Annotated in this window: 8 protein-coding genes; 3 read left to right on the forward strand and 5 right to left on the reverse strand. The window is 67.3% G+C overall.

Going from position 1 to position 15,384, the window contains the following annotated elements; genetic code table 11:
• Window positions 1-27 precede the first annotated feature (27 nt).
• Window positions 28-534, forward strand: a complete 507-nt coding sequence (locus BN973_RS01325; RefSeq protein ID WP_036465424.1) for a hypothetical protein — start codon at window positions 28-30, stop codon at window positions 532-534.
• Window positions 535-549: 15 nt separating this feature from the next.
• Here the strand turns inward: BN973_RS01325 and glsA are convergent, their stop codons facing one another.
• Window positions 550-2,319 (reverse strand): glutaminase A, encoded by a 1,770-nt coding sequence (gene glsA, locus BN973_RS01330; RefSeq protein ID WP_036465425.1) that lies wholly within the window; start codon window positions 2,317-2,319, stop codon window positions 550-552.
• Between the two features lie 162 nt (window positions 2,320-2,481).
• Between glsA and BN973_RS01335 the strand changes: the two genes are divergently transcribed.
• On the forward strand, window positions 2,482-4,263 hold the full coding sequence (locus BN973_RS01335) for an acyl-CoA dehydrogenase family protein (RefSeq protein ID WP_036465426.1): 1,782 nt from the start codon (window positions 2,482-2,484) through the stop codon (window positions 4,261-4,263).
• Window positions 4,264-4,332: 69 nt separating this feature from the next.
• A complete protein-coding gene (locus tag BN973_RS01340; RefSeq protein ID WP_036465427.1) occupies window positions 4,333-5,199 on the forward strand; it encodes a cyclopropane mycolic acid synthase family methyltransferase in 867 nt (288 codons plus the stop codon).
• A 16-nt stretch (window positions 5,200-5,215) separates the two neighbouring features.
• Here BN973_RS01340 and BN973_RS01345 read toward each other — a convergent pair whose 3' ends face one another.
• From BN973_RS01345 to culp6, 4 genes are all read right to left on the reverse strand, one after another.
• On the reverse strand, window positions 5,216-6,775 hold the full coding sequence (locus BN973_RS01345) for an acyl-CoA carboxylase subunit beta (protein ID WP_139830132.1): 1,560 nt from the start codon (window positions 6,773-6,775) through the stop codon (window positions 5,216-5,218).
• Between the two features lie 23 nt (window positions 6,776-6,798).
• Window positions 6,799-12,048 (reverse strand): polyketide synthase Pks13, encoded by a 5,250-nt coding sequence (gene pks13 / locus BN973_RS01350; protein WP_232232166.1) that lies wholly within the window; start codon window positions 12,046-12,048, stop codon window positions 6,799-6,801.
• Between the two features lie 97 nt (window positions 12,049-12,145).
• The gene (gene fadD32, locus BN973_RS01355; protein ID WP_036465432.1) at window positions 12,146-14,044 is read right to left on the reverse strand and encodes a long-chain-fatty-acid--AMP ligase FadD32; all 1,899 of its coding nucleotides are present in this window, start codon (window positions 14,042-14,044) and stop codon (window positions 12,146-12,148) included.
• Between the two features lie 281 nt (window positions 14,045-14,325).
• Window positions 14,326-15,336: a carboxylesterase Culp6 gene (gene culp6 / locus BN973_RS01360; RefSeq protein ID WP_036465433.1), complete on the reverse strand. Its 1,011-nt coding sequence runs from the start codon at window positions 15,334-15,336 to the stop codon at window positions 14,326-14,328.
• Between the last annotated feature and the right edge of the window lie 48 nt (window positions 15,337-15,384).

Raw genomic sequence — 15,384 nt, forward strand, 5'->3', positions numbered from 1 at the left:
GCGCAGCTGGGAGGGATTGCGGGACTCATGCACACACGGAAACGACTAGCCGCATGCGCAGCGGCCTTCACGGCGGCGATGTCTTCAGTGGCGACGGTGGGGATCGCCATCGCCGGGGCCGAAAGCGGGACGATCGTCGTGTTGGACAGCAAGCTCAGGCGTTGTGATTTCAGTCTGGTCAGCACCGTGCCGATGGTCCCGCGGTCCGCCCTGGGCACCGGTCAGGTCATCGTTCATACCTCGGGGGGTCAAGCGTTCGCGGAGGTGCATCTGTCCGATGCGCCTGCCCCGGGAACCCATTTCGACGTCGGCCTGATCCAGGAACCCCGGCCGGCCGCCGGCAATTGCGGACCCGGGGACCCGGGCACCGCCTTTTCCGGCTTGGATACCGACGCGGCGGGCAACGGAACGGTGACCGTTTCGGACACTATTCGGCCGGGCACGACGGGCGTGTGGGTAATTGTCCAGCGCCCCAATCCGAATTCCCAAAACCCGGCGGAGTTCTACACGTCCGAGTTCGTCGCGCCGGTCTGACTCGGGCGCTCGTGCTCACTTGAGCGTCAGCACTTCCTCGCTGAGCTGGGCCACCCGGTGGGCCAATACGCGGCCGATGTTCGTGTGAATCTGCAGCGCGATGCCCGGGCGGTCACGGCTCAATTCGTTGAGCGCGGCGACCTCCAACTCGAAGCAGACGCAGGGCGTCGCGGCGCGGACTCTGGCGGTTCGGGTGCCGCCGTAGAGCGCGGCCATTTCACCGAACGTCGCACCCGGCCCGAACGTGGTCGCCCGGTGAAACGACTCACCCATGGCCAACACGACGTCGACGGAGCCCGCGATCACAAAATAGATCCGGTCCGCGTGGTCGCCCACGTCGAAGATCACCGCGCCCTTTTGGTAGTCGGTGTAGGTGCCGGCCGCCTCGATCAGGGCCAAGAAGTCGGCGTCCGCGCCGTCCAGCACCTCGACATCGGCGAGTGCGCAGCGCGCCATACCCGGTTCGAGACTTGATCGTTCGAGCAGTTGGTTCTCCCGCCATTCGAGCGCATCGCTGTGCGACTCGAACGACACCGCATCGAGGATTTCCGCCACTTCGGGTGGGGCGCCGACCAGCACCAGCTCAGCCCGTGACGACTCCAACAACGCGCCGATAGCGCGTAGCAGCGACGCGCCGCTGCGATCGACGGTATTGACCCGGCGGAAATCCAGGATCAACACCTCGGCACGGTCCAGCTCCGCGGCGACGGCCCGGCTCAACACCTCGCACGAACCGAAGCGCAGCTGACCTTGCAACTCAAACACTTTCGTGGTGCTCCCGAGCCGCTTGAGGGCATCGTCTTGCGCTGCCAGCCGATGTCGCTTCGACCGGACGGCATCGCCGCCGTAGGCGCGACGCACCACGGATGTGTCGGAGGCCGGCGGGCTCAACAGATGCAAGCTGAAACGGTCCGAGATCTCCCGGCAGAATGCGAGCCCGCGCACGCTGTTGCCGTGTCCGTCGAGCGGGGGCGAGAAGATGGCCAGGCCGAACTGCCCCGGCAGCACTGCGAGCACCGCCCCGGATACCCCGCTCTTCGCGGGAAGTCCCACGCTGTAGAGCCACTCGCCCGCGTAGTCGTACATGCCGCAGGTGCTCATCGCGCTCAGCACCCGCACCACATTCGCCTCGCTGACAGCACGCTCGCCGGTCATCGGGTTGACGCCGCGGTTCGCCAGCGTCGCGCCCATCGTTGCGAGATCGCGGGTGTCGACCAGCAAGGCGCACTGCCGGAAATACGCCTGCAGGGTGGTCTCGACTTCGGTCTCGAGCATGCCGAAGTTGCGCATCAAGTATGCGATTGCCCGGTTGCGGTCGCCGCTGTCGGACTCGGAGCGACGCACCACCTCGTCGAGCTCGAGCGCGCGCCCGGCGAACCGGGCAAAAGCGGCCGCGACCGAATCCGTATCACCGAGCAGGCTCGTGGTGAGGATCGCGCCCGCGTTCACCATGGGGTTGTACGGGCGGCGGGTATTCATGTCGAACTCGATGGCGTTAAACGGATCTCCCGATGGTTCGACGCCGATTCGCTGCAGCACCGCGTCGATGCCGCGCTGTTCCAGGGCAATGGCATAGGCGAATGGCTTCGACACCGACTGGATGGTGAAGCCTTGCTTGAAGTCCCCAATGTCATATCGGTGGTTGTCCACGGTCACCAGGCTGACGCCGAACCAGTCCGGGTCGGCGGCTTGCAGCGCGGGGATGTAGTCGGCGACCTCGCCCTGATGGATGCCGGCGACGTGGTCGAAAATGGCATTGAGTTCAGCTTCTAGCGGTAGCTGCATTCGCATTTCACCTTCCGTCGGAGTTTGCGAAACGTACTACGTTCCGGCGTATGCCAATTGGCCTAACGAGGTCGATCGGTGAAACGCGTCCTGACCGACAAGAAGCCGCCAACCCTACAATCGGCGTAGGCCGGAGCCAGCGGCTTGACATAGGAGAAAGCCATGAGCGAGTACGACCTGGAGGCCGTCGACCGGCTGCCCTTCTCCACGCCGGAAAAGTCGCAGCGCTACCGGACCGACAACTACACCGGCGCGGTCGGCCTGAACTGGTATCTGACCGACCCCACGCTGCGGTTCACGATGAACTACTACCTGCGGCCCGACGAATTAGCCGTCGTAGAGCCACATTTGACCAGCATCGGTGAACTGATGGGCGGCCCGGTGGCCCGCTGGGCCGACGAGACGGACCGCAACCCGCCACGGCTGGAGCGCTACGACCGGTGGGGGCACGACGTCAGTCAGGTCGTCATGCCGGCGTCGTTCACGCAGTCCAAGCGCGCGGTCCTGGACGCGCAGCAGGCGTTGCGCGCCGACGCGCGCGCCGCGAAGGTGAGCTCCGGGCTGGCGCTGTTCGCGTCCAACTATCTACTCAACCAGGCCGACATCGGAATGGGGTGCGCGCTGGGCACCGGCGGCGGGATGGTCCAGTCCCTGGTGGCCGCGTACGCGCCGGCCGACGTGGCCGAGTACGTGTCGGCCAAGTTCGCCTCCGGCGAGTGGGCTGGAGAGACCGCGCAGCTGCTGACCGAACGCACCGGCGGCTCCGACCTGGGCGCGCTGGAGACGACGGCGACACGCAGCGGGGACGCCTGGCTTCTCAACGGCTTCAAGTGGTTTGCCTCCAACTGCGCCGGCGAGGCGCTCGTCGTCCTGGCCAAACCCGAGGGCGCCCCGGACTCTTCGCGCGGGGTAGCGAATTTCCTAGTGCTGCGCACCCGCCGCGACGGCTCGCGCAACGGGGTGCGGGTGCGGCGCCTGAAGGACAAGCTCGGCACCCGGTCGGTGGCCTCCGGCGAGGTCGAGTTCGTCGACGCCGAGGCGTTTCTGCTGTCCGAGAAGCCGACCGGTCCAGAAGGCCAAGCGGGTCCGTCCGACGGCAAGGGCCTGGGCCGGATGATGGAGCTGACCAACGCCGCGCGCCTGGGCATCGCGTTGTTCGGGCTGGGCAATGCGCGCCGCGCGTTGGTCGAGTCGCTGTGCTACGCGCGGCAACGCCATGCGTTCGGCGGTGCGCTGATTGACAAGCCGCTGATGCGGCGCAAGCTGGCCGAGCTGATCGTCGACGTCGAAGCCGCGCAGGCAATGGTTTTCGACGGCACCGGCGCGCCCAACCATCGCCAGCCCCGCAGCCTGCGGCAGCGCATCGCGGTACCCGTCACCAAACTCAAGGTGTGCCGGCTGGGGATCACCGCGGCCTCGGATGCGATCGAAATCCACGGCGGCAACGGCTATATCGAGACCTGGCCGGTGGCAAGGCTGCTGCGCGACGCCCAGGTGAACACGATTTGGGAAGGGCCCGACAATATCCTGTGCCTCGACGTGCGCCGCGGCATCGAGCAGACCCGGGCCCACGAGACGTTGTTGGCGCGGCTGCACGACGCGGTGTCGGTCTCCGACGACGACGAGACCACCGCCCTGGTGGCCCGCCGGATCGAGGACCTCGACGCCGCCATCACGGCCTGGACCAAACTCGACAGCGCCGTCGCCGAGGCCCGGCTGTTCCCGCTGGCCCAGTTCATGGGCGACGTGTACGCGGGCGCGCTGCTGATCGAACAGGCGGCCTGGGAGCGGCAGACCCGCGGCGGCGAGCGCAAGGCACTGGTGGCCGCCGCCTACGCGCAGCGGTATCTCGCCGACCGCGGGCCGCTACGCGGTATCGACGCCGACTCCGACGTGGCACTGGAGCGCTTCGACGAGCTGGTGGACGGCGCGCTGACGCTGTGACACCGATAGTCAGTGGACCCACTGCCCTCGGCGAAGCGCTGCAACCGTGTTCGTCTTAGAGTGATGCATATGGCTGAGGAGCTGACGCCGCATTTCGAGGACGTGCAGGCGCACTACGACCTATCCGACGACTTCTTCCGTCTGTTCCTCGACCGCACCCAGATGTATACCTGCGCCTATTGGCTTGGCGGCGAGGACATGACGCTGGAAGAGGCGCAGATCGCCAAGATCGACCTCTCGCTCGGCAAGCTCGGCCTGCAGCCCGGCATGACGCTGCTGGACCTCGGCTGCGGCTGGGGCGCCGCCATGAAGCGGGCCATCGAGAAATACGACGTCAACGTCGTCGGCTTGACGTTGTCCAAGAATCAAGCCGCCCACGCCCAGAAGATGCTCGACGAAATGGACAGCCCGCGTTCCAAGCGGGTGCTGCTCGAGGGCTGGGAGCGGTTTCACGACCCGGTGGACCGGATCGTGGCGATCGGCCCGCTCGAGCATGTCGGCTACGACCGTTACGCCGCCTTCTTCGAGAGGGCCTACGAGCTGCTGCCGGCCGGTGGCACATTCTTGCTGCACACCATCACCGTCTTGTCGGAGAAGGAAATCATCGCGTCGGGATTGCCGCTGACTCCGGCGATAGTCGAGTTCAGCGACTTCATGAAGACCGAGATCTTCCCCGGCGGTTACCTGCCGACCATCGACATGGTGAAGGAGTTCTCGGCGAAGGCCGGCTTCAAGCTGAAGCGTCGCCAGTCGCTGCAGCGGCATTACGCAAAGACTCTGGACGTATGGGCCGCCGGCCTCTCCGCACACAAGGACGAGGCCATCGCGATCCAGTCCGAAGAGGTCTACGAGATGTACATGAAGTACCTCACCGGCTGCGCGAACCTCTTCCGCAAGGGCTACACCGACCTCAACCAATTCACCCTGCGCAAGTAGCAGCCCACGTGTTGGGCTAGAGCGGCAGCAGGCTGTGCTTACGGCCGACGCGGAACCAGATCTGCTTGTCTCGCAACAGATGTAGCGACTTGCGGATCAGCAGCCGGGTCTGGTGGGGATCGATGACCGCATCGATGAAGCCGCGCTCGGCGGCTGTCCACGGGATCGCCATGTTGAGGTTGTAGCCCTCGATGAAGTCCTTCTTGATCTGCTGCGCCTCGGGCGTCGTCGGGTCGGGGAACCGTTTCATCAGCAGCTGGGCGGCGCCCTCGGCGCCGATCACCGCGATGCGTGCGGTGGGCCAGGCGAAGTTGAAGTCGGCGGTCAGCTGCCGGGATCCCATCACCGCATACGCGCCGCCGTAGGACTTGCGGATCGTGATCGTCACCTTGGGCACGTCGGCCTCCACCACCGCGGAGAGGAACCGGCCGCCGCGCTTGATGATGCCGTTGCGCTCCTGTTCGGCCCCCGGCAGGAAGCCGGGGGTGTCGACGACGAAGATCAGCGGCAGCTCGAAGATGTCGCAGAACCGGATGAAACGTGTTGCCTTGTCGGAAGCTTCGTTGTCGATCGACCCGGCCAGGAACATGGGCTGGTTGGCGATCACGCCGACCGGGCGCCCGTCGACCCGGGCGAACCCGGTGATGATCGCCGGCCCCTGCTGCGCGGCGACGTCGAGGAAATCGCCGTCGTCGAAGATCCGCAGCAGGATCTCGTGCATGTCGTAGGCCGCGTTGTCGTTGTCCGGGATGATCGTGTCGAGTTCCAGATCGGTCGGGGTGATCTCCGGCTCCAGCCCGGGATTGACGATCGGCGGTTTCTCGAAGACGTTGGACGGCAGGAATGACAGGAAGTCGCGGACGTACTGGAACGCCTCGGCCTCGGTGTCGACAACGTGATGAATATTGCCGTGGCGGGCCTGGACGTCGGCGCCACCCAGCTCGTCGAGCGTGATCTCTTCGCCGGTGACTTCCTTGATCACGTCGGGCCCGGTGACGAAGAAGTAGCCCTGGTCGCGCACCGCGACCAAGAGATCGTCCTGGATCGGCGAATAGACCGCTCCCCCAGCGCATTTGCCGAAGATGAGGGAGATCTGAGGCACCACCCCGGACAGGGCTTCGTGGCGGCGGCCCAGTTCGGCATACCAGGCCAGTGATGTGACCGCGTCCTGGATGCGGGCGCCGCCCGAGTCCTGGATCCCGATGATCGGGCAGCCGACCATCGCGCACCACTCCATCAGCCGGGCCACCTTGCGGCCGAACATCTCCCCGACGGTGCCCTGGAACACGGTCTGGTCGTGGGAGAACACCCCGACCGGCCGGCCGTCGATCATGGCGTGGCCGGTGATGCAGCCGTCGCCGTAGAGCGCGTTCGGATCGTTCGGCGTCTTGGCGAGTGCCCCGACCTCCAGGAAGGTGCCCGGGTCGACCAGCGCATGGATGCGGGACCGGGCGCTGGGGATGCCCTTCGCGTCGCGCTTGGCGGCCGCCTTCTCGCCGCCGGGTTCCTTGGCCAGTTCCAGACGAGCGTTGAGCTCGGCCAGTTTCTCGGCGGTCGTGTGCGCGCGCGAGGGCACTTCACCCGTCACTACTTGCCTACCTAACTATTCGAAGTCGTCCGGCGGTGCTCTGCCTCGACCGCGTTCAGCGCCTGGGTCATGTGCGCGCCGACCTTGGCGATGATCGGCTCGTCGATGGCCTGGATGTGCTCGCCACCGATCGGCACGACCTCGAGGTCGGCGACATACTCGCCCCAGCCTCCGTCCGGCTTACGAACGGCGTATCGCGGCTCGAACATGATCGCGTCGTCATGGTAGCGATCGGCCATGTAGAGGGTCACATGCCCGTCGTAAGGCTGGATCTCGGCGGTGTCGATCGCCCGGTTGTCCAGGTACGACGTGCGCTGGTGCTCGATGATCCCGGCCGGGATCTGCACCCCGCTCTGGCTCACGGCCTCGAGCACGAACCGGATCTGGCCCTCGTCGTCGAGCTCTTCGAGCTGCTCGTAGGGGATCGCCGGGATGGTGACCTGGAAGGTCTTCTCGGCGAAGCGGGCGTAGCGGTCCCAGCGGGCGCGGACTTCCTCCTTGGTCTGCGGGACCTCTTCGCCGGCGCGCACCGCGTCGATCAGACCCACCCAGGCGACCTCCTTGCCCATCTTCTTGAGTCCGATCGCACACGCGTAGGCCAACACACCGCCCAGCGACCAGCCGGCCAGGACGTAGGGCCCGTCGCCCTGCATCTCGATCAGCTTCGGAACGTATTGCGCCGCACGCTCTTCGATCGTCCCCTCGACCCGCTCGAAGCCGTACATCGGAGTGTCGGTGGGCAACCGGTTGAGCAGCGGTTCGTACACCACGGTCGAGCCGCCGGCCGGGTGGAAGACGAACACCGGCGTCTTGGTCGAGCCCTCGGGGCGGGCCCGCAGCGTGCGGACGAACCCGTCGATGGTGCCTGCCTCCAGGTACTGGCGGACCTTCTCGGCCAGCGCCTCGATGTTCTCGGCGGTCAGCACGTCTTCGGCGGTGATGGGTCCCTCGGCGCGCTCGGAAAGCCGCTCGGCCATCTTGGCGGCGCTGGCCTCGTCCAGCTTGGGCAGCGGGTTGAAGATGCCGCCCGGAGACTTGCCGGTGACGATGGCCCAGGTGGCGAACGTGACCCGCTCGGCGGCATCGCGCGGCGGCACGTCGGAGTTCAGCGCCTTGGCGACGGTCTCCTGGCTGAGCGCCTCGGCCGCACCGGTCAGGTTCGGCTTGACACCATTGCCCGAACGGTTGCCCGCCGGACCGGACGGATCCGTCGGCGGCGGCGGAATCGGCGCATCCGACGGCGGCGGCGCCGGTTCGGCCTGCGGATCAGGCGCGGCGACAACGGATTCCGGCGTTGCGCCGCTGAGCAAACCGGCCTGCGCCCGGGCGATCTCCTCGGCCGTCTGGGTCTTCTGGTGCTCGTGCAGCTGCTCGACCTCGTCGCGGTGCTCGATCGCGTACTCGATCAGCTTCTCGACGTTGTAGAGGTTGGCGTCCCGCACCGCCGTCAATTGGATTGGCGGCAAGTCGAAGTCGTACTCGACGCGGTTCTTGATCCGCACCGCCATCAGCGAGTCCAGGCCCAGCTCGATCAGCGGCACCTCCCACGGCAGGTCCTCGGGTTCATAACCCATGGCCGCCGCCACGATGGCGCCGAGTCGCTGGGCGATGGTCTCACCGGACTCCGGCGACCACTTCACGAAGTCGGCGGGCATGTACCGGTTGGTCAGGCTGTCCGACAGCGTTTCCGCGTCCTCGACCTCTTCGACGGGTGCTTGGGCCGATCCCGTTGCGGGCGCGACCGCCACACCGGCACCGACCGCGGCGGGCAACGCCGCGGCGGCCTGACCCGCCCGGGAGACCAACGCGTCGTAGACCAACGTGAAGGACTCGTCGATGCGGGCATGCACCTGTACCGACGCACCGCCGGGGTGGCGAGTCATCGTCGTCACCAACCGGGCGCCCTCGCCCGGCACCGCGCGCTGCTCGGACGCCGTCAACTCGGCGTCGGGCATCACCGTCGTCGCAGCCGCGCGCACCAGCGCCGCGAGGTCGGTCTTGTCCCGGGGTGCGTACTCCCAGACGTGGCGGCCGTCCGGCAGCGCGACGTGCGTCCCGGGCATGACGATTGAGCCGTCGCCGCTGAAGTGCGCGTCGAGCCAGTGCTCCTTGCGCTTGAACCGGGTCGGCGGAATGTTGGCGTAATCCCCAGGCCTCTGGGCGGGGCTGAACATGGTCCGGATGTCCAGGTCGTGTCCGTAGACGTACAGCTGCGCCATCGTCGAGACCATCGATTCGACCTCGTCCTGCTTGCGGGCCAGCGTCGGGATCAGCTGCGCGTCATGCAGCCCGGCCGACGCCGTGGTCAGGCCCACCTGCATCAGCGCCACCGGGTTGGGCGCCAGCTCCAGGAACGTGGTGTGCCCGCTGTCCACGGCGTTGCGGATGCCGTGGGTGAAGTAGACGCTGTGGCGCAGCCCCTTCTTCCAGTAGTCGACATCGTGGATCGGGTCCGAGCCGGGCTTGATGTAGCTGCCCTCGTGCACGGTCGAGTAGATACCGGCGGTCGGGCTCATCGGCTTGATGCCCTGCAGTTCCGCGGCCAGCTCGCCGAGCAACGGATCCATCTGCGAGGTGTGGCTGGCACCCTTGGTCTGGAACTTGCGGGCGAACTTGCCCTCGGATTCCGCCCGGGCGATGATCGCGTCCACCTGCTCGGGCGGGCCGCCGATCACGGTCTGGGTCGGTGCCGCGTAGACGCACACCTCCAGGTCGGGGAAGTCGGCGAACACCGTCTTGATCTCGTCGGCGGAGTACTCCACCAGCGCCATCAGCCGGATGAACTCGCCGAACAGCATCGACTCGCCCTCGCCCATCAGGTGCGAGCGCGAGCAGATCGCCCGGGTGGCGTCGCGCAGCGACAATCCGCCGGCGAAGTAGGCCGACGCGGCCTCACCCAGCGACTGCCCGACCACCGCGGCGGGCTTGGCACCGTGATGCTTGAGCAGCTCACCCAGCGCGATCTGGATCGCGAAGATGGTGACCTGGGTGGTCTCGATGCCGTAGTCCTGCGAGTCGTCGAGGATCAGCTCGAGCACCGAATAGCCCAGCTCGTCCTGGACCAGGGCGTCGACCTTCTCGATCCACTCGGCGAACACCGGGTTGCGCAGGTACAGGCTCTTGCCCATCTTGCGGTGCTGAGCGCCGAATCCGGCGAGCACCCACACCGGGCCGTTGGTCACCGGCCCGTCGACGCTGAACACGTTCGGGCGCTGCTTGCCCTCGGCGACCGCGCGCAAGCCCTTGATGGCTTCCTCGTGGTCGTGGGCCAGCACCACCGCGCGGGAACGGCCGTGGTTGCGCCGCGACAGCGACCGCCCGATCGACTCCAGCGACGACGCCTGCCCTTCGGGGCTTTCCATCCAGTCGGCCAGTTCGGCGGCCGCGGCCTTCTTGCGCGAGGTCAAAAACGCCGACACCGCGAGCGGGATCAGCGGCTTGGTGGGCTCCGACTCCTGTTGCGCGGCAAGCTCTTCCAGCGCCGCCGCCTTGAGCTCCAGCGCCTCGTCGGTGATGCCCGGCAGCTCGGGCTCGAAGTCGGGCACCTCGTACTCGTCGGTGATGATGTTGCCGAAATCGTCGAACCGCAGCGAGTGGCTTTCGAGCGTGGGCGCCTCGGCCTGCTCGGTGTCGGCGGCCGGCGTCACCTCGGGCGCGGGTTCGGGTCCGGGTTGCAGATCGCGCGGCAGTACTTCGCGGACGACCACATGGGCGTTGGCCCCGCCGAAGCCGAAGCTCGACACCCCGGCCAGCGCGTAGCCGCCGTAGCGCGGCCAATCCGTCGCGCTGTCAACGAATTTCAGGTGCGCGCCGTCGAAGTCGATGTAGGGACTCGGGCCGGCGAAGTTGATCGACGGCGGCAGCTTGTCGTGCTGCAACGACAACACGACCTTGGCCAAACTGGCCGCGCCGGCGGCCGACTCCAGGTGTCCCACATTGGTTTTGATCGCACCCAGCAGCGCCGGACGGTCGGCGGGACGACCGCGGCCGACGACCCGGCCCAGCGCCTCGGCCTCGATCGGGTCACCGAGGATGGTGCCGGTGCCGTGCGCCTCGATGTAGTCGACGGTGCGCGGGTCGATCCCGGCATCCTTGTAGGCCCGGCGCAGCACCTCGGCCTGCGCGTCCTGGTTGGGGGCGATCAGACCGTTGGACCGGCCGTCGTGGTTGACCGCGCTACCGGCGATGACGGCCAGAATCTGGTCGCCGTCACGACGCGCGTCATCGACCCGCTTGAGCACGAACATGCCGCCACCCTCGGAGCGGGTGTATCCGTCGGCGTCCGAGGAGAACGACTTGATCCGGCCGTCGGGCGACAACACCGCGCCGATCTCGTCGAAACCGAGCGTCGCCAGCGGGGTGAGCAGTGCGTTGACACCGCCGGCGAGCGCGACGTCGCATTCGCCGTTGCGCAGCGCCTGCACCGCCTGATGCGTGGCTACCAGCGAGCTCGAGCACGCGGTGTCCAGTGCGACCGAGGGGCCGCGGAAGTCGTAGAAATAGGACACCCGGTTGGCGATGATCGAGTTCGCGGTACCGGTGATCGCATACGGGTGGGCGACCGTCGGGTCGGACACCGCCAGCAGCTGATAGTCGTGGTTGGAGAAGCCGACGTACACGCCGACGGCCTCGCCGCGCAGCGCCGACGCGGGGATGCGGGCGTGCTCGAGGGCCTCCCAGGTCAGCTCGAGCGCCAGCCGCTGCTGCGGGTCGATGTTGTCCGCCTCGGTCTTGGCGATCGCGAAGAACTCGGAGTCGAATCCCTTGACGTCCTTCAGGTAGCCGCCGCGGGTGCGGGCCTTGGCGACCAGCTGGGCGATGCGCGGCTCTTCCAGGAACTCCGACCAGCGGCCCTCGGGCAGATCGGTGATGGCGTCGCGGCCCTCCATCAGGGCCTGCCAGGTTTCGTCGGGGCTGTTCATGTCGCCGGGCAGCCGGGTGGACAGCCCCACGATCGCGATGTCGACGCGTTCGGCCGGTCCGGTGCGGGTCCAGTCGAGTTCGCCGACGTCGTCGGGACGTTCGGGTTCGCCCTCGATGATGCGCGTCGCCAACGACTCGATGGTCGGATGCTGGAAGGCCACCGCGACCGACAGCGTGACACCGGTCATGTCTTCGATGTCGGCGGCCATCGCCACCGCGTCGCGGGAGGACAGCCCCAGCTCCACCATCGGGACGGACTCGTCGATCGTGTCGGGCGATTGCCCCACGGCTCGGCCCACCCAGTTACGCAGCCACTCCCGCATCTCGGGGACCGTCATGTCGGTCCGCTTGGCGGGCGCGTCCTCGGCGGGCCCCCCAGCGGCCGCGTTTTCGGAGTTGTCCGTCAGGTCAGATTCTGTGTCAGCCATGGTTCCTTCAGTCTGTGGCACTGGCGAAAGCGGTCGGGGATCCGACGCCGCTGCGCAGACTGCCGTCCAGGTATGCGGCGCGGCAGGCGCGGTGCCCGATCTTGCCGCTGGAGGTGCGGGGGATCGTCCCCGACTGCACCAGCAGCAGGTCACGGACGGTGACCCCGTGACGTACGGCGATGGCCGCGCGAATGTCGTCAGCGATGGGTTGGTAGTCGAGCTTGTGTGTTCCGGCGGCACGCTCGGCGACGATCACCAGCTGTTCGGAGGTGTCGTCCGGGTCGAACTTGAGCCCGGCGTGCGGGTTGTCGAACACCGCTTGCGGCAACTGGTTCGCCGGGACCGAGAAGGCGGCGACGTATCCGGTGCGCAACGCCTTGCTGGCCTCCTGCGCCGAGTACTCGAGGTCCTGCGGGTAGTGGTTGCGGCCGTCGATGATGACCAGGTCCTTGATGCGGCCCGCTATATAGAGGTGGCCGTTGAAATAGGTGCCGTAGTCGCCGGTGCGCACCCACAGCGCGTCGTCGTCGGCGCCCTCCGCGTGTGACTCGGGGATCCGCGACTTGAGGATGTTGCGGAAGACGTGGTTGGTCTCTTCTTCCCTGCCCCAGTAGCCGGTGCCCAGGTTCTTGCCGTGCAACCAGATCTCGCCGATCTGGCTGTCGGGCAGCTCGCTGGCGGTGTCGGGATCGACGATGACGGCCCACTCGTCGACGCCGATCACGCCGGCGGATACCTGGGCGACCGCGTTCGGCGAATCCGCGGCGACCTCGACGAAGCGTTGCTTGTTCAGCTCCTCACGGTCGACGTGGATGACGGTGGGCGCCTCGTCCATCGGCGTGGTGGACACGAACAGCGTGGCCTCGGCCAGGCCGTAGGACGGCTTGATCGCGGTCTTGCGCAGACCGTAGGGCTCGAACGCCTCGTAGAACTTGCGCATCGACGCCGGGGACACCGGCTCGCTGCCGTTGAGGATGCCCTTGACGTTGCTCAGGTCCAGCGGCGGCTCGTCGTCCTTGGGCAGACCGCGGACCGCGGCGTGCTCGAAGGCGAAGTTCGGTGCGACGGTGAAGACCTCACAATCCGGGCCGTCATCCGGCTTGCGCGCCATCTCGCGGATCCAGCGGCCGGGACGGCGCACGAACGCCGCCGGCGTCATGAAGGTGAAGCTGTGGCCGAGCACCGGGGACAGCAAGGCGGTGATCAGTCCCATGTCGTGGAAGAACGGCAGCCAGGACAGACCGCGGTCGCCGTCCTTGCCTTCCAGGCCGTTGAGCACCTGCAGCACGTTGGTGGGCAAGTTCAGGTGGGTGATCTGCACGCCGGTCGGGGTCCGGGTGGATCCGGAGGTGTACTGCAGGTAGGCGATCGTGTCCTCGTCGGCTTCGGGCGCGACCCAGGTGGCGGCGACCTCGTCGGGCACCGCGTCGACGGCGACGACGCGCGGCCGCTCCTTGGCCGCCCGGGCCCGGATGAACTTGCGAACACCTTCGGCGGCCTCGGTGGTGGTCAGGATCGTCGAGGGCGCGCAGTCGTCGAGGACGGCGTGCAGGCGACCGACGTGGCCCGGCTCGCCGGGGTCGAACAAGGGCACCGCGATCCGGCCGGCGTACAGCGCGCCGAAGAACGCGATGAGGTAGTTCAGGTTCTGCGGGCACAGGATGGCGATCCGGTCGCCGGGCTCGGTGACCTGTTGCAGACGCGCGCCCACGGCGCGGTTGCGCACGCTGAACTCCGACCAGACGATGTCGCGCTCGACGCCGTCGCGCTCGGTGGAATAGTCGATGAACCGGTAGGCCAGCTTGCCACCGCGAACCTTCGCCCACTTCTCGACGTGCTTGACCAAGTTCGTGTTGTCCGGGAACTTGATTCGTCCGTCCACGATGAACGGGTTGTGGTACGCCATGCCGCCCTCTCCTGTTACACACTCGCCGGTTAGCTACTCCGACGGTCCTGGTGTCGGCTTCGCCGACGATGTCCTCCGCGCGCGGGCCGGCCTCGTACGCGGCGCAAACTTGCGCCGGTCCGTCCGAGCTTCGACCCGGTCGGGAACCGCCAAACTCTTATCGCTCTTATTTTTCTCTTAATGTTAGGCGGCGGCGCGCGGCAGACCAAATCTCAAGGTACCGCCGATTGCCCTCGGTACCGCCTACCTGACCGCTGTGTCCCTTCGCCCGGCACTCCGCGTTATCCGTGCTTGGGGTGCGGCGCGTTTTCGATGAGGTTACGCGCCCAGTTCAATGTCCAATCCGTGGACGTGGCTCCGTCCAGATTCCAGAACTGCGGAGTGGCGTACATGGCGTGGACGGGTTGGCCCGCACCGCCGGCCAGCGTGTTGAGGGTATTCGGCAGGTTCGCGACGCTGAACGCCTCGTCCGGAGCGGCGCAGATCAGATCGCCGGCCGCGCAGATCTCGTTGGTCTTGCTGTTGAGGTCGCCGAAGCCGCCGGGCCGGGGGCCGGTCATGGTCAAACCGAGCCCGGACAACATCGGTACCTCGTGCAGGGTGACCTCCGCGCCCTGGCCCGGCGGGTTGGGGCCGACGTCGTTGCCCACGCCCGGCTGGCGGCGCCCGTCGGCGATCAGCGTCACGCCCAGCACCAGGTCGTCGTCGACGGGACCGCGGCCGTTGCCGATATCACTGGCAATGTCACCGGCGATCACCGCGCCCTGCGAGAAGCCGACCAGCACGTAACTGGTCAGCGGGCATTTGTTGGTCATGTCGGTCAGCGCTTGGATCGCCGCGCGGGTGCCCTCCGCCCGACTGTCGTTGTAGGACATCTGCTTGACGCCACCGAGCGGGTTGTTGAATTGGGCGGTGTAGGGGACGGTGTAGGTCTGCACCCGCGAGGACGGGAACTGCTGGCTGATCGCCAGGGTGTCTTGGTGCAGCAACGCATTCGGGAACTGCATCGGGTTGAGCGGATCGTCGGTCGGCGATGACTCCCAGGTGCCGGGAATGACGAGCATTTGGACGTCGGGGCAGGATGCGTCCTGTGCGGCCGGCCGGGGCTTGTGCGGATGCGTCGTCGTCGACGACGGCGGCAGGATGCCCGGCGGCACCGCGCTCGGCGGCGCCTCGGTGCTGCGCAGCATCGTCACCACGGCCACGATGACCAACAAAACGACCCCGGCCATGGAAAGCGCGGCCACCCAGGCGAGGATTCGGCGGCGCTTGCGCTGGGCGTTGGTGGTCATGTTCTCCTGCTAGCAGAGTCGGTGGGTCGCAGCTTGTTGCCAGGCAAG

Origin of the sequence: Mycobacterium triplex (assembly GCF_000689255.1) — a bacterium.
Classification (GTDB): Bacteria; Actinomycetota; Actinomycetes; order Mycobacteriales; family Mycobacteriaceae; genus Mycobacterium; species Mycobacterium triplex.